Annotated in this window: 16 protein-coding genes and 1 pseudogene; 3 read left to right on the forward strand and 14 right to left on the reverse strand. The window is 73.2% G+C overall.

What is annotated here, in order from left to right; all coding sequences use genetic code 11:
• The 4 genes and pseudogenes from ASD06_RS19695 to rimP all read right to left on the reverse strand — a co-directional run.
• Positions 1–424 (reverse strand): annotated as a pseudogene (locus ASD06_RS19695) (translation initiation factor IF-2 N-terminal domain-containing protein); the annotation flags it as partial.
• A gap of 92 nt (positions 425–516) precedes the next feature.
• Positions 517–954, reverse strand: coding sequence for a YlxR family protein (locus ASD06_RS18580; RefSeq protein WP_369853745.1), 438 nt, complete (start codon positions 952–954; stop codon positions 517–519).
• Positions 955–966: 12 nt separating this feature from the next.
• A complete protein-coding gene (gene nusA / locus ASD06_RS13040) occupies positions 967–1,995 on the reverse strand; it encodes a transcription termination factor NusA (protein WP_056678327.1) in 1,029 nt (342 codons plus the stop codon).
• Position 1,996: 1 nt separating this feature from the next.
• Positions 1,997–2,518: a ribosome maturation factor RimP gene (gene rimP / locus ASD06_RS13045; protein ID WP_200942162.1), complete on the reverse strand. Its 522-nt coding sequence runs from the start codon at positions 2,516–2,518 to the stop codon at positions 1,997–1,999.
• Positions 2,519–2,664: 146 nt separating this feature from the next.
• Here rimP and ASD06_RS18950 point away from each other — a divergent pair, with 146 nt between their 5' ends.
• From ASD06_RS18950 to ASD06_RS13060, 3 genes are read left to right on the forward strand one after another with little or no spacing between them, the layout of a single operon-like run.
• The gene (locus tag ASD06_RS18950) at positions 2,665–3,252 is read left to right on the forward strand and encodes a hypothetical protein (RefSeq protein ID WP_056678333.1); all 588 of its coding nucleotides are present in this window, start codon (positions 2,665–2,667) and stop codon (positions 3,250–3,252) included.
• Complete coding sequence (locus ASD06_RS13055; protein WP_056678337.1) at positions 3,249–3,740, forward strand: ferritin-like domain-containing protein; 492 nt, start codon at positions 3,249–3,251, stop codon at positions 3,738–3,740. Before ASD06_RS18950 ends, ASD06_RS13055 begins: the two co-directional genes overlap by 4 nt.
• Positions 3,737–4,642: an aminoglycoside phosphotransferase family protein gene (locus ASD06_RS13060; RefSeq protein WP_162248079.1), complete on the forward strand. Its 906-nt coding sequence runs from the start codon at positions 3,737–3,739 to the stop codon at positions 4,640–4,642. The genes ASD06_RS13055 and ASD06_RS13060 overlap by 4 nt, the downstream gene beginning before the upstream one ends.
• 21 nt (positions 4,643–4,663) lie before the next feature.
• Here ASD06_RS13060 and ASD06_RS13065 read toward each other — a convergent pair whose 3' ends face one another.
• The 10 genes from ASD06_RS13065 to ASD06_RS13110 form a co-directional block, all read right to left on the reverse strand.
• Positions 4,664–5,470, reverse strand: a complete 807-nt coding sequence (locus ASD06_RS13065) for a TSUP family transporter (protein ID WP_056678342.1) — start codon at positions 5,468–5,470, stop codon at positions 4,664–4,666.
• Positions 5,467–7,227, reverse strand: a complete 1,761-nt coding sequence (locus tag ASD06_RS13070; RefSeq protein WP_056678344.1) for a proline--tRNA ligase — start codon at positions 7,225–7,227, stop codon at positions 5,467–5,469. The genes ASD06_RS13065 and ASD06_RS13070 overlap by 4 nt, the downstream gene beginning before the upstream one ends.
• A 35-nt stretch (positions 7,228–7,262) precedes the next feature.
• Positions 7,263–7,856: a GNAT family N-acetyltransferase gene (locus tag ASD06_RS13075; RefSeq protein WP_056678347.1), complete on the reverse strand. Its 594-nt coding sequence runs from the start codon at positions 7,854–7,856 to the stop codon at positions 7,263–7,265.
• Complete coding sequence (locus ASD06_RS13080) at positions 7,853–8,575, reverse strand: VOC family protein (RefSeq protein ID WP_056678349.1); 723 nt, start codon at positions 8,573–8,575, stop codon at positions 7,853–7,855. Before ASD06_RS13080 ends, ASD06_RS13075 begins: the two co-directional genes overlap by 4 nt.
• Before the next feature lie 2 nt (positions 8,576–8,577).
• Positions 8,578–8,733: a ribbon-helix-helix domain-containing protein gene (locus ASD06_RS13085; RefSeq protein ID WP_056678352.1), complete on the reverse strand. Its 156-nt coding sequence runs from the start codon at positions 8,731–8,733 to the stop codon at positions 8,578–8,580.
• Between the two features lie 32 nt (positions 8,734–8,765).
• A complete protein-coding gene (locus ASD06_RS13090) occupies positions 8,766–9,614 on the reverse strand; it encodes a GNAT family N-acetyltransferase (RefSeq protein WP_056678572.1) in 849 nt (282 codons plus the stop codon).
• A 95-nt stretch (positions 9,615–9,709) separates the two neighbouring features.
• Positions 9,710–10,852 (reverse strand): flavodoxin-dependent (E)-4-hydroxy-3-methylbut-2-enyl-diphosphate synthase, encoded by a 1,143-nt coding sequence (ispG, locus tag ASD06_RS13095; RefSeq protein WP_056678354.1) that lies wholly within the window; start codon positions 10,850–10,852, stop codon positions 9,710–9,712.
• Positions 10,853–10,908: 56 nt separating this feature from the next.
• A complete protein-coding gene (locus ASD06_RS13100; protein WP_200942165.1) occupies positions 10,909–12,255 on the reverse strand; it encodes an RIP metalloprotease in 1,347 nt (448 codons plus the stop codon).
• Positions 12,252–13,415, reverse strand: coding sequence for a 1-deoxy-D-xylulose-5-phosphate reductoisomerase (dxr, locus tag ASD06_RS13105; protein ID WP_056678356.1), 1,164 nt, complete (start codon positions 13,413–13,415; stop codon positions 12,252–12,254). The genes ASD06_RS13100 and dxr overlap by 4 nt, the downstream gene beginning before the upstream one ends.
• A gap of 30 nt (positions 13,416–13,445) precedes the next feature.
• On the reverse strand, positions 13,446–14,909 hold the full coding sequence (locus tag ASD06_RS13110; RefSeq protein ID WP_056678359.1) for an NAD-dependent succinate-semialdehyde dehydrogenase: 1,464 nt from the start codon (positions 14,907–14,909) through the stop codon (positions 13,446–13,448).
• Positions 14,910–14,997: the final 88 nt, after the last annotated feature.

Genomic DNA, 14,997 nt, shown 5'->3' on the forward strand with positions numbered 1-14,997 from the left:
TGGGTGCCTGGGCGGGTGCCTGCTCGGGTGCCGCCTTCGTGGCAGCGGGCTTGGCCGGACCCGGGGTAGGTGCCGCCGCAGCGGGGGCAGCTGGTGCGGCCGGCGCGGGCTTGGCCGCCGGAGCAGCCGCAGGCGCCGGAGCCGCCGCAGGGGCCTCGACCATCGGCGCGGCCTCAGGCGCCGGCGCCTCGACCGGGGCAGCCGGTGCCGGCGCAGCCTTCTTGGCCGTCTTCTTCGCCGCGGCCTTCTTGGCCGGTGCGGCTTCGGCGGCCGGCATCTGCTCGCGCAGGCGGCGCACCACGGGGGGCTCGACGGTCGACGACGCCGACCGGACGAACTCACCCATCTCCTGGAGCTTGGTCATGATGACCTTGCTCTCGACTCCAAGCTCCTTGGCGAGCTCGTAGACCCGGACCTTTGCCACGTTTCTCCCTGTCTGGTGGTCCGGGCCAGAGCAGGCGCGGACCGTCGTTAGTGCTGGGGGGTGTTCATCGCTGGGTGCTCATCGGGTGCTCATCAGCGTTCTGACCCGCTTCCGGTTGATCGCGCCCGCGCCGACGGCGACGCGGACGTGCTGTCCCCGCTCCCGGGGTCGGGAGCGGGCTCGTTCACAGTGCACAGCGCCTGAAGGGCACTGGTGATTCCATCCTGCTCGATCCTCGCTGTCGTGCGCAGGGCCCGCAGCAGCGCCGACCGGCGTGTCGCGAGCTCCCAGCACTCCAGGTCGGGGTGCAGCCACGCGCCACGCCCCGGCAGGATCCGCCGTTCGTCGAGCACCACGGTGCGGGCACCGTCACGCTCGACCACCGCGAACCGCAGGAGGACCGACCGACGACCCGAGCGACGACATCCGACGCACCGGCGCTGCGGCTCGTGAGCCGCGCCGCCGACGACCCCGGAGGACACCGCCTCAGGACGCTCGGTCGCCCCCAGTCTAGCGCGCCGGGCGCTCACTGCTCGCGCCGGTCACGGCTCCCCCGCCGTCGTGGACGACGCGGGGGCGCCGCCAGTGGCGGCGTTCGCCTCGTCACCGGGCGCCGTGTCGGGCCGGATGTCGATCCGCCAACCGGTGAGCTTGGCGGCCAGGCGGGCGTTCTGGCCCTCCTTGCCGATCGCGAGCGACAGCTGGTAGTCGGGCACCACGACCCGCGCCGAGCGCGCCGCGCGGTCGACCACCGTGACCTCGGTGACCCGCGCCGGCGACAGCGCGTGGGCCACGAAGGTCGCGGGGTCGTCGTCCCAGTCGACGATGTCGATCTTCTCGCCGTGCAGCTCCGACATCACGGCGCGCACTCGCTGGCCCATCGGGCCGATGCAGGCGCCCTTGGCGTTCAGCCCGGCGACCTGGGTGCGCACCGCGATCTTCGTGCGGTGCCCTGCCTCGCGCGCCAGCGCCATGATCTCGACGCTGCCGTCAGCGATCTCGGGCACCTCGAGCGCGAAGAGCTTGCGCACGAGGTTGGGGTGCGTGCGCGACAGCTGGATCTGGGGCCCCTTCGGGCCCTTGCGCACCGCGACGACGAAGCACCGAAGCCGCTCACCGTGCACGTACTGCTCGCCGGGGACCTGCTCGGTCTGCGGCAGCGCGCCCTCGACGGTGCCGAGGTCGACGAGCACCGTGCGCGGGTCGCTGGACTGTTGGATGACGCCGCCGATGACGTCGCCCTCGCGCCCACGGAACTCGCCGAGCACCTGCTCGTCCTCGACGTCGCGCAGGCGCTGCAGGATCACCTGGCGCGCCGTCGACGTCGCGATGCGGCCGAAGCCCGCCGGCGTGTCGTCGTACTCGCGGGTCGTGCCGTCGTCGAGGGTCTCGGTGGCCCACACCACGACGTGACCGGTCTGCCGGTCGAGCTCGACGCGCGCGTGCTGCTGGGCGCCGTCGGTGCGGTGGTACGCCACGAGCAGAGCCTGCTCGATGGCCGCGATGAGCACGCTGACCGGGATCTCCTTCTCCCGCTCGATCATGCGCAGAGCCGCCAGGTCGATGTCCACGTCAGTCCTCCTGCTCGCTGTCGACGTCGCTCTCGTCGTCGTGATCGCGGGCGCCGTCGATCGGCTTGAACTCCACCTGCACCTGCCCGCGCAGCACGTCGTCCCAGGCGATCTGTCGCCGGGCGGTGGTGCCCTTCTTCGGCCCCTCGACGTCGAGCTCGAGCGCCTCGCCCGCCTCGACGACGCGGCCGGTCACGCTCGAGCCGTCGCGCAGCCGCACCTCGACCTTGCGCCGGCGGTTGCGCCGGAAGTGCCGCGGATCGGTGAGCGGGCGATCGACGCCGGGCGACGTCACCTCGAGCACGTAGGCGCCGGGTACGACGTCGTCAGCGTCGAGCACCTCGGAGATGCGCCGCGAGGCCTCGGCCACGGCGTCGAGCGAGAGCGCGGCTGCGTCGTCCGCCCTGTCGTCGGCGAGGTCGACCACGACGCGCAGCAGCCGGCGGCTGCCCGCAGGCGCGGCGACGACCTCCTCGACCACGAGACCGAGATCGGCCGCGGCCGGCGCGATGGCGTCTCGCACAGCGTCCTGCAACGACGAGTCACTTCCCCCGCCTGCCTGGTGGTGCCTGGCCACTGGGAGCCTCCTGCCGCTGTTCTCGAGTCGTGCGACGCACCGGCGCCGCGACCCCAACCCTACCCACATCCGGGGCGTGCGAGGATCGTCGCGTGCCTGCTGACCTGCGGCCCGTGGGGGGCCCGACCGCGTGGCGCCGGCGATCGTTGCTGGCGGCTGCTGCCGCCGTCCCGGCCGCCGGGCTCGCCGCCTGCTCCGTGCGCGTGGGCCAGCCCACCACCGTGTCCACACCGACCGGGCCGAGCCGTGACGAGCTGGCCCGCGGGCGCGCAGCAGCGGACGCCGAGGCGCTGGCTGCCGCAGTCGTGCGCACGGCCCGCCTGGCGCCGTCCGCAGCGCGCACCCTGCGCACGATCGCGGACGAGCACCGGGCCCACGCCGCCGCCTTGCGGGCCGGCGGTGCGGCGGCCACCTCGTCGCCGAGCGCGTCGTCGACGCCGACCTCGACCTCGACCTCGACCTCGACCTCGACAGCCTCTCCCCGCTCGCCCGCTGCGGCCCTGACCGCGCTCGCCGCCCGCGAGCAGCAGACGGTCACGGCGCTCGAGGCCGATCTGGCCGCGGTCGACGGCTCGCTGGCGCGGCTGCTCGCCTCCGTGGCTGCCTGCCGCAGCACGCACGTGGCGCTGCTCGGTCAGCTGGCCGAGCGTGCCGGCAGCGGCGCGAAGGGACGCTCGTGACGCCGTCGGGGTCGTCGACCGCCACCACGCCGGCGACCACACCCAGCTCGGCACCCACGAGCCTGCCCGACGCGCAGGCAGGCGCGCTGGTGCAGGTGCTCGCGGCCGAGCACGCCGCGGTCTACGCCTACGGCGTCGTGGGTGCCCAGTGCGACGAAGCCCACCGCGACCTCGCCGAGCAACGGCTGCAGCAGCACGCCGCGCGCCGCGACCTGCTCGCCGCGAGGCTGACGACGGCGCGACGCACGCCGCCGCCGGCGGCGCCCGCCTACGGACTGCCGTTCACCGTCGACTCGCCGGCGAAGGCCCGCGACCTCGCCGCGCACGTCGAGCTCGCGGTGGCCGCGGCGAACGCCGACCTCGTCGCCGCCACGGCGCCCGAGCGGCGGCTGGAGCCCGCTCGCTGGCTGGCGCAGAACGCCCTCGCCGCCCGCACCTGGCGCTCGCGCTCGATCGCGTTCCCCGGGCTGCCAGAGCGCTCGTCGTGACGGTGGCTGTGCCGGCCGGCCTGCGCCGCTCGTTCGCCGGGGAGCCCGAGGCGAGGCCGTGGCTCGACGCGCTGCCCGAAGCGGTCGGCCAGGCCTGCGCGCGCTGGTCGCTCACCGTCGACCTCGCCCCGGACGAGCCGGCCTGGCACGGGTTCGCGGCGCTCGTCGTCCCCGTGCGCCGCGACGACGGCACACCGGCCGCGCTCAAGGTCAGCTGGCCGCACTGGGAGGCCACCCACGAGGCGCAGGGGCTGCTGGCCTGGGACGGCGACGGTGCCGTCCGCTGCCTGGAGACCGACGGCGCGTGGACGCTCCTGCTCGAGCGGCTGCACGCGGGCCGCGACCTCACGCGCCAGCCGGTGGAGTCGGCCGTCGCGGTCATCGGTGACCTGCTGGCCCGGCTGCACCGCACCCCGGCGCCGTCGTTCGTCCAGCCGGTGTCGGACGAGCTGGGTCGTCTGGTCGAGCGGTGGGCGCAGCCGCCGTCGTCCGACGTCGTGCCGGTGCGGCTGCGCGAGCACGCCGCTGGGCTGGCGCGTGACCTGGTGGCCGACCCGCACGACAGCGCCCTGCTGCACTGCGACCTGCACTACACCAACGTGCTCGCCGCCGACCGCGAGCCGTGGCTGGCGATCGATCCCAAGCCGCGGCGCGGCGACCCTGCGTACGAGATCGCACCGCTGTTGTGGAACCGGTTCGAGGAGGTCACCTCCTCCGCCGGCCCGGCCGAAGCCGCCCGCCGCCGGCTGCGCCTGGCCTGCGACCACGCGGGGATCGACCCCGAGCGGGCCGCCGCCTGGACGATCGTGCGCGAGGTGCAGAACGCCGAGTGGGCGGCCGAGGCAACCGACGACGCCGAGGTGGCCCGGCACCTCACGCTCGCCGAGCTCCTCACCCGCTGACCCCCGCTGACCCACGCCGGGTCAGGGGCGCAGGACGTCGTAGGTCAGCCGCAGCAGGAGCACCGACGACACGACGATAAACACCACCCGCACGAATCGGGCCCCGCGGGCGACGGCGGTGCGCGCGCCGAGGTACCCGCCGACCACGTTGGCCGCCCCCATGAGCAGGCCGAGCTTCCACAGCACCACGCCCTGCGGCACGAACACCACCAGGGCACCGAGGTTGGTGGCGACGTTGGCGATCTTGGCCTTCGCGCTCGCCTCCACGAAGGCGTAGCCGACGAGGCTCACGAGCGCGAAGACGAGGAACGAGCCGGTGCCCGGGCCCACCGCGCCGTCGTACACGCCGATCACGAGCCCGATGGCCCCCGCCGTCGCGTGATGGCGACGCCCGCTGTGCCGCAGGGCCGTCACCGCACCGAGCCCGGGACGACGCACGGTGTACACCAGCACCACGGCGAGCGCCACGACGACCACCGGCCGGATCGCCGCCGACGGCAGCACCAGCGCCAGGCCCGCCCCGGCCAGCGCGCCGACGAGGGCGGCAGCGGCCATGGGCAGCGCCGTGCGCAGGTCCGGGTGCACCCGTCGGTAGTACGTGACGGCGCTCGTGCTGGTGCCGCAGATCGACGCGATCTTGTTGGTGGCCAGCGAGTGCACGGCCGCGGTACCTGGCCCGAGCGCGATCAGCAGCGCGGGCAGCTGCACGAGGCCCCCGCCGCCCACGACGGCATCGACCCAGCCCGCGACGAGCGCCGCGAGCAGGAGCAGGACGACGGTGCCCCAGCCGACGTGGTCGGGTAGGCCCGCCCACGCGGCGGCGCTCACGAGCGGCCGCGCACGACCTCGATGACCCGGGTGACGACGTCCGCGACCGGCACGTCGGTGCGCTCCCCGGTCGCGCGGTCCTTGACCTCGACGACGCCGTCGGCGAGCCCCTTGCCCACGACGACGATCGTCGGGACGCCGATGAGCTCGGCGTCCTTGAACTTCACGCCGGGCGAGACCTTCGGGCGATCGTCGTAGAGCACCGACACCCCCTGACGCTCGAGCTCGCCGGCCAACCGCTCGGCCTCGACGAACACCGCGTCGTCCTTGCCCGTGGCCACCAGGTGGACGTCGTACGGCGAGAGCTCGCGCGGCCACACCAGGCCGGCGTCGTCGTGGCTGTGCTCGGCCACAGCGGCCACAGCACGTGAGACGCCGATGCCGTAGGAACCCATGGTCACCGTGACCTGCTTGCCGTTCTCGTCGAGCACCTTCAGGCCGAGTGCCTCGGCGTACTTGCGACCGAGCTGGAAGATGTGGCCGATCTCGATGCCCCGGGCCAGCTCGAGCGGGCCCGAGCCGTCGGGTGCGGGGTCACCCGCACGCACCTCGGCCGCCTCGATCGTGCCGTCGGCGTCGAAGTCGCGGCCCTTGACCAGGTCGAAGACGTGCTTGCCCGGCTCGTTGGCTCCCGTGATCCACACGGTGCCGTCGACCACCCGAGGGTCCAGGAGGTAGCGGATGCCGCTGGAGCTGTTCTCTCCCAGGGCCTGGGGGCCGATGTAGCCCTTGACGAGGGCGGGGTGCTTGGCGAAGTCGTCGTCGGTGAAGGGCTCGACCTCGGCGGGCTCGACCTGCGCGGCGAGGCGCTTGGCGTCGACCTCGCGGTCGCCGGGCAGGCCGATCACGAGCGGCTCACGGGTTCCGTCGGGCTGCACCAGCATGAAGACGACGTTCTTGAGCGTGTCGGCGGCCGACCACTCACGCTCCGGGAAGCGTTGTGCCGCAAGGGCGACGAGCGAGTCGATGGTCGGGGTGTCGGGGGTGTCCTCGACGTGCGCCGCAGGGACGTCGTCCCACCCGCGCACCGGCGGCGGCACCGTCACGACGGCCTCGACGTTCGCGGCGTAACCCCCCGGCGAGCGGACATAGGTGTCCTCGCCGTGCTCGGCGCGGGCGAGGAACTCCTCGCTGGCGCTACCGCCCATGGCGCCCGACATCGCCGACACGGGCACGTAGTCGAGACCCAGGCGGTCGAAGATGCGGATGTACGCCGCCCGGTGCGCGTCGTACGAGCGCTGCAGGCCCGCGTCGTCGACGTCGAAGGAGTAGGAGTCCTTCATGACGAACTCGCGCCCGCGCAGCAGGCCGGCGCGCGGCCGCGCCTCGTCGCGGTACTTCGTCTGGATCTGGTAGAGCGACAGCGGCAGGTCCTTGTACGACGAGTAGAGGTCCTTGACGACGAGGGTGAACATCTCCTCGTGCGTCGGGCCCAGCAGGTAGTCGCCGCCCTTGCGGTCCTTGAGCCGGAACAGGTTGTCGCCGTACTCGGTCCAGCGACCGGTGGCCTCGTAGGGCTCGCGCGGCAGCAGCGCCGGGAACTGCAGCTCCTGGAAGCCGGCGGCGTCCATCTCCTCGCGCACGATCCGCTCGACGTTGCGCAGCACGCGCAGGCCGAGCGGCAGCCAGGTGTACACCCCGGGAGCCGCACGCCGGATGTACCCCGCCCGCACGAGCAGACGGTGGCTCGGCACCTCGGCGTCCGACGGATCCTCGCGCAGGGTGCGCAGGAACAGGGACGACAGGCGCGCGATCACGAGGGCTCCTCGGGTGGTGCGGGGACGACGAGAGCCTAGTCGGCGACCCGCGGCCGGGTGCCGAGGTGGGCGGCGAGGCCACGCTCACGGGCCGCGCCGAGCGGCAGGTCGGCGGTCAGGACCACGAACGGTACGCCGTCGTGTTCGAGCCGCGCCGGCAGCTCGGTGAAGCCCAGGCGGCGGTAGAAGCCGCGCGCCGGGTTGGCCCCGCCCTGGGTGGTGAGCACCGCTCGGGGGTGGTCGACGGCGCCGAGCAGGCTCGCCACCATCCACCGGCCCAGGCCCTGCCCGTGAGACGGCGGGTCGACGAACACCGCGCACAGCTCGAAGGCGTCGTCGAGCACGGCGTCGGCACCGACGCCGGCCAGCGGAGCCCTCACCCAGGTGTCCCACCACGACCCCGGCTGCGTCGTCATGCCGTAGGCGTAGCCCACAAGCCGCTGGTCGTCCCACGCGCCCACGCAGCAGTACCCCTCGCGCTCGGCGTGCCGGGCGTACGGCGGCTCAGCGTCGTCCGCCCCGCCGACACCGGTCGCCTCGACCACGGTGGCCAGGGCTGCGGCCTGCAGCGTGCGGGCCGCCACGGTGTGCGCGAGGAGGTCGAGCGGCTCCACGCGCAGCGGGCTCACCCGGGGACCTGCGCGGCGCGGACGACGAGCCGCACGCCGTCGGGGTCGATGACCTCCAGCGCGTCGTCGTCACCCTCCATGGCGTCGTCGTGCCCGGCACCGCGCAGACGCGCCTCGACCTGCACGAGCGGCTCGCTGGTGACCAGGACGAGCTCGACGACGGCGGCGCGGTGCCGGGCGCCGTCCGGGCCGAGGCTAGAGGCGACCTGCGGGGCTCCCGGGAGGACGTCGACGAGCCCGTCGACGCCGAGCGCCTGCGTGAACGCCCGGTAGGCCGCGGGGTCCTGCGCCCGCACCAGCACCCGCACCCGCCAGCGCGGGTCGGCGCCACTGGCGTCGCGCTCGCGGTAGCCGTGCAGGTCGCTGGCCCGCTGGTCGACGGCCACCTGGGCACCGTTGGGGTCGGTGACCACGAGCACGCGGCCGTAGGCCTCGTCGTACACGGTCGCGTCGTCGAACCCCGCGAAGCGCAGCCGCTCGGCGAGGGCGTCCGCGTCGTCGCACTCCGCCGACAGCGTCGTACGTCCCGACGGCTGGCGCGACGCGCTGGTCGTGGCGTCGTGCAGGGCGAGCATGCCGCCGCCACCGGCGACGAGGTCGACCCAGCCGCCCCGCCCGCTCTCGACCCGGCTGGCCAGGCCCAGCAGCTGCGCGAACTGCTGACCGCCCCGGACGTCGGCGGTGAACCGCACCGGTCGCAGGGTGACGTCAGGCTCCACGGTCAGGCTCCCTCGTGCTCGTCGACGTACTCGGTGAGCGCGTCCTCGACGAGCGCCGACAGGCTCCTGTGGTCGTCGATCGCCAGGTGCTTGACCCGGCGGACCAGCTCTCGCGGGAGGTACACGTTGAACTGCACCTTGGCGGCAGTCTCACCCATGCCTAGGATGCTAGCACTCTAGCCGGTGGGGGTCAGAACAGGATCGTGGCGAAGGTGCCGACGCGCTCGAACCCGACCTTCTCGTAGACGGCGATCGCGCGGGCGTTGTAGTCGTTGACGTAGAGCGACACGATCGGGGCGTTGTCGCGCAGCGCCGCCTCCACCACGGCGGCCATGGCTGGCGCGGCCAGTCCCTGGCCGCGCCAACGCGGGTCGACCCACACGCCGTGCACCTGCGCCACCTGCGAGCTCACCGAGCCCAGGTCGGCCTTGAAGACCACCTCACCCGCCGGTCCGAGTCGCACGAGCGTGCGCCCCTGGCGCAGCAGGTCGGTGACCCGGCGCCGGTAGGCCATGCCGCCGTCGGCGCCGACCGGGGAGTACCCCACCTCCTCGGTGAACATCGCCACCGACGCCGGCAGCACCGCGATGACGTCCTCGGGCAGGGCCCGCAGCACGTGCGGGTCGGGTTCGACCAACGGTGGTGCCTCGATGCTGTAGAGCGGCTGGCACGGGCGCGTCTCGCGCGCCCGCCAACCCATCGCCTGCAGCCGCGCCCAGATGCCGTTGACCGCCGCGGCCTCACCGAACAGGGAGGAGTAGGTACCGCCGGCCCGGCGCGCCCGGCTCGCGAAGGCGTCCATGGCGGCCGGTGTGCGCACCTCGATCGGGATGAGGTTGGCCCCCGACCAGCAGGCGCTCGTCAGCTCCCCGTGCTCGAACAGCCCCCAGATCTCGCCACCCAGGCGCACCGGCTCGCTGCCGACGAGCTCGACCCGCTCGGCCACCATGACGTTGGCGACCGGGTCGCGGGCGCACAGCTCGAGGATCGCGTCGCGGTCTCGACGCTCCAGGGTCCGCATGGCGGTGGCGCTGCGCAGCACGACGTCAGCCTGCCGTGCACGCCAAGGCCGTGTCGACCGACGTCCTCACTGCGGACGCGCGCCCCCGGCGCGCTGCCCCGGCCTGCACCGCGTCAGGAGACGCTGACCGACGGCTCACCCTCAGCGTCCATGGTCTCGGCAAGGCGCATGGCCTCCTCGATGAGCGTCTCGACGATGGCCGACTCGGGCACGGTCTTGATGACCTCGCCCTTGACGAAGATCTGCCCCTTGCCGTTGCCGGACGCCACCCCGAGGTCGGCCTCGCGGGCCTCCCCCGGCCCGTTCACGACGCAGCCCATGACGGCCACGCGCAACGGGACCTCGAGGCCCTCGAGCCCGGCGGTGACCTCCTCGGCCAGCTTGTAGACGTCGACCTGCGCCCGCCCGCACGACGGGCACGACACGATCTCGAGCTTGCGCGGGCGCAGGTTGAGCGACTGCAGGATCGCGATGCCGACCTTGACCTCCTCGACCGGAGGCGCCGACAGGGAGACGCGGATGGTGTCGCCGATGCCCTTCGACAGCAACGCGCCGAACGCCGTCGCCGACTTGATGGTGCCCTGGAACGCCGGGCCGGCCTCGGTGACACCGAGGTGCAGCGGCCAGTCACCCCGCTCGGCGAGCAGCTCGTAGGCGCGCACCATGACGACCGGGTCGTTGTGCTTCACCGAGATCTTGAAGTCGTGGAAGTCGTGCTCCTCGAACAGCGACGCCTCCCACACCGCGGACTCCACGAGCGCCTCGGGCGTGGCCTTGCCGTACTTCTCCAGCAGCCGCGGGTCGAGCGAGCCGGCGTTGACGCCGATGCGCAGCGACACGCCGGCGTCCTTGGCGGCGCGGGCGATGGCACCCACCTGGTCGTCGAACTTGCGGATGTTGCCGGGGTTGACGCGCACGGCCGCGCAGCCGGCGTCGATCGCGGCGAAGACGTACTTGGGCTGGAAGTGGATGTCGGCGATCACCGGGATCTGCGACTTCTTGGCGATCGCGGGCAGCGCGTCGGCGTCGTCCTGGCTCGGGCAGGCCACACGCACGATGTCGCAACCGGTGGCGGTGAGCTCGGCGATCTGCTGCAGCGTGGCGTTGACGTCGGCCGTGAGCGTGGTGGTCATCGACTGCACGCTGATGGGCGCGTCACCGCCGACCTCGACCGAGCCCACCTTGATCTTGCGCGACGGACGCCGTGGGGCGAGCACGGGCGGGGGCAGGGCGGGCAGACCGAGGGAGACGCTCATGCCTCAAGTATCTCCCCGGCACCGACGGCCGGCGAAACGCACCCGGATCGAGCGGGTCAGCCGCCGAGCTTCACGGGCTTGACGATGTCGGCGTAGATCAGCAGCACCGACATCACGATCAGCACCGTGCTCATGGCGTAGGCGATGGGCAGCAGGCGGGCGACGTCGGCGGGGCCGGGGTCCGGACGCCGCCGCATCCGCGCGACGGCGCGACGCAGGCCCTCCCAGATCGCACCGGCGACGTGGCCGCCGTCGAGCGGCAGCAGCGGGATGAGGTTGAACACGAACAGCGCGAGGTTGAGCGAGGCCAGCAGGCTGAGGAAGAACGACACGCGCTCGCGCGGCGTCTGAACGAACGGGATCGAGTCGCTGCTCGCGATCTCACCGGCGGCGCGCGTCACGCCGACGACGCTGATCGGGCCGTTGGGGTCGCGCTCGCCGGAGCCGAACGCGGCCTGCACGATGCCGACCATCTTCTGCGGGATCCGGACGACGACCGCCGCGGTCTGGGTGAAGCCGTTCCACAGCGCACCCGGCACCGCCGTGATCGGCTGGCGTTCCATGCCCACCGACGGCGAGACGCCGAGGAAGCCGACCTGCGTGGTCTTCAGGGTGCCGTCGGCTGCCGTCACGGGGTTGCCCTGGTCGTCGAGCACGGGGCGCTGGCTGAGGGGGATCGCCGCCGAGAGGGTGAGCCGCTTGCCGTCGCGCTCGACGACGAAGTCGACGGTGCGCCCGCCCGCGCCCCGGATCGCCTGCGTGGCGTCGTCCCACGTGCGGATCGGTTGTCCGTCGAACGACACCAGGCGGTCGCCGGGGCGAAGACCGGCCGCGGCTGCCGGGGCCGGCTGGTCGCTCGGCGTGCACTCACGGTCGGGCGTGCCGGCGGGCAGGATGCACTGCGAGACGCTCGACACGGTGGGCACGAGGCTCTGCACGCCGAGCCCGGCCATCGTCACGGTGAGCAGCACGGCCGCGATGACGAGGTTCATCGTCGGACCGCCCAGCATCACCACGATCTTGCGCGGCACCGACAGCCGGTAGAAGACGCGGTGCTCGTCGCCGGGCTGGATCTCCTCCAGCGACTGCTGGCGCGCGGACTCGACGAGCATGCCCATGCGACCGGTCGACGACGAGCGCACGAAGCGCGGGTCGGTGCCGGGCTTGGGAGGGAACATCCCGATCATCCGGATGTAACCGCCGAGCGGGATCCACTTGACGCCGTACTCGGTCTCACCGCGGTGGCGCGACCAGATCGTCGGCCCGAAGCCGACCATGTACTGCGTGACCTTCACGCCGAACTTCTTGGCCGGCACCAGGTGCCCGATCTCGTGCAGCGCGATCGACGCACCGATGCCGACGACGAAGACGACGACGCCGAGGGTCCAGGCCAGAGCAGTCACGCACCCAGGATCGCACGGGCGCGGTGGCGGGCCCACCGCTCAGCCGCCAGCACCGCGTCGACGCTCAGCTGGCCAGAGGGCGCTTCGTGCTCGTCGACCACCCGCCGCACCGTCTCGACGATCTCGGTGAACCGGATCCGCCGGTCGTGGAAGGCCTCGACGCACTCCTCGTTGGCGGCGTTGAAGACCGCCGGGTAGGTGCTGCCCGAGGCGCCGGCGCGGCGGGCCAGCGACACGGCCGGGAACGCGTCGTCGTCCAACGGCAGGAACTGCCACGACTGGGCCTGCGTCCAGTCGATGGGCGCGTCGACGTCGGCCAGCCGCTCGGGCCACGACAGCCCGAGGGCGATGGGCACGAGCATGCGTGGCGGTCCGGCCTGGGCGATGGTCGAGCCGTCGACGAACTCGACCATCGAGTGGATCAGCTGCTGCGGGTGCACCACGACCTCGATGCGCTCGAACGGCACGTCGAACAGCAGGTGGGCCTCGATGACCTCCAGGCCCTTGTTGACCAGGGTCGCGGAGTTCGTCGTGACCACCCGGCCCATGGCGAAGTTGGGGTGGGCCAGCGCCTGCTCGGGGGTCACGTCGTGCAGCGACGCGCGGTCACGGCCGAGGAACGGCCCCCCGCTGGCCGTGAGCACCAGGCGCCGTACCTCGGTGGCGGCGCCGGAGCGCAGGCACTGCGCGATCGCCGAGTGCTCGGAGTCGACGGGCACGATCTGGCCGGGCGAGGCCGCCGCTGTGACCAGCGGGCCCCCGACGATGAGCGACTCCTTGTTCGCGAGCGCCAGCACGCTGCCCACCTCGAGCGCGGCGAGCGTCGGGCGCAGGCCGATCGAGCCGGTGATGCCGTTGAGCACGACGTCGTCGCCGCGGCCGGCGAGGGCAGTGGCGGCGTCCGGGCCGGCGAGCACCTCGGGCAGCCGGGCGCCGTCCGCCTGGCGGGCGAGCTCGTCACGCAGGGCGCTCTCGGCGCCGGGGTCGGCGACGCCCACCTGCTCGACGCCCAGGCTCAGCGCCTGCTGCGCCAGCGTGCGGACGTCGGAGCCGCCGGCCGCGATCGCGGTGACCTCGAACCGGTCGGGGTTGCGGGTGATGACGTCGATCGCCTGGGTGCCGATCGACCCCGTGGACCCGAGCAGCACGACGCGACGCATGCGCTCACCCTCCCACGCCCCCCGGCAGGGTCAGAGGGCGATGCCGACGTACTTGGTCTCGAGGTACTCCTCGATGCCCTCAGCGCCGCCCTCGCGCCCGAAGCCGCTCGCCTTGACGCCGCCGAACGGCGCCGCCGGGTTCGACACCACGCCCTGGTTGATGCCGACCATGCCGGTCTCCAGGCCCTCGCTGACGCGCAGCGCGCGCGACAGGTCGGTGGTGAAGGCGTAGGCGACCAGGCCGTACTCGGTGTCGTTGGCGAGGGTCAGCGCCTCGTCGTCCGTGCTGAAGGACGTGACCGGCGCGACCGGGCCGAAGATCTCCTCGTCGAAGACGCGGGCGTCGCTCGGGACGTCGGCGAGCACGGTCGGCGAGTAGTAGAAGCCCTTGTCGCCGGTGGGACCGCCACCGGTGAGCACGCGGCCGCCGTGGTCGATGGCGTCCTGGACGAGCTCGGCGACCTTGTCGCGCTGCTTGTCGTCGATGAGCGGGCCGACGTCGACGCCGTCCTCGGTGCCGCGGCCGACCGTGAGCGCCCCCATCCGCTCGGCCAGCCGCTGGGAGAACTCGTCCGCCACCGACTCGTGGACGATGAACCGGTTGGCCGCCGTGCACGCCTCACCGATGTTGCGCATCTTGGCGAGCATCGCACCGTCGACGGCCTTGTCGAGGTCGGCGTCGCCGAAGACCAGGAACGGCGCGTTGCCGCCGAGCTCCATCGACACCCGCAGCAGGCCCTCGGCCGACTGCTCGACGAGCTTGCGGCCCACCGGCGTCGAGCCGGTGAAGGTCAGCTTGCGCAGGCGCGGGTCGCGGATCAGCGGCTCCATGACGTCACCGGTGTGGGACGTCGTCACGACGTTGAGCACGCCGTCCGGCAGGCCGCTCTCGGTGAGGATCTGCGCGAGCGCCAGCATCGACAGCGGCGTCTGCGAGGCCGGCTTGACGATCATCGCGCAGCCAGCCGCCACGGCCGGCCCGATCTTGCGCGTGCCCATGGCGAGCGGGAAGTTCCAGGGCGTGATCATCAGCGCCGGGCCGACGGGCTGCTTCATCGTGAGCAGCCGCGTGGCGCCGTTCGGGGACGTCGACCACCGGCCGGCGATGCGCACGGCCTCCTCGGAGAACCACCGGAAGAACTCGGCGCCGTAGGTGATCTCGGCCATCGCCTCCTTGAGGGGCTTGCCCATCTCGAGGGTCATGAGCAGCGCGAGGTCCTCGGCGCGCTCGGTGATCTTCTCGAAGGCAGCCCGCAGGATCTCGCCGCGCTCGCGCGGGGCGGTGGCGGCCCAGCTCGCCTGGGCGGCCACGGCGGCGTCGAGGGCGGCCCGCCCGTCGTCGACGGTGGCGTCGGCAACCGACGTCAGCACCTCTTCGGTCGAGGGGTCGATCACGTCGAGCTCGGCGCCTCCGCTGGCCGCACGCCACTCGCCGCCGATGAACAGCCCTCGCTGCACCGACTCGACGACGCGTCGCTCGTCCTGCTGGGTCACGGGCTGCTCCTTAGCTCGGGAGGGTGTCTGGTGGACAGGCGCGGGCACCGCTGCGGTCTCGACGCTAGTCGAGGGCCGGGCGCGACCT

The sequence above is a fragment of the Angustibacter sp. Root456 genome, assembly GCF_001426435.1.
GTDB lineage: Bacteria > Actinomycetota > Actinomycetes > Actinomycetales > Angustibacteraceae > Angustibacter.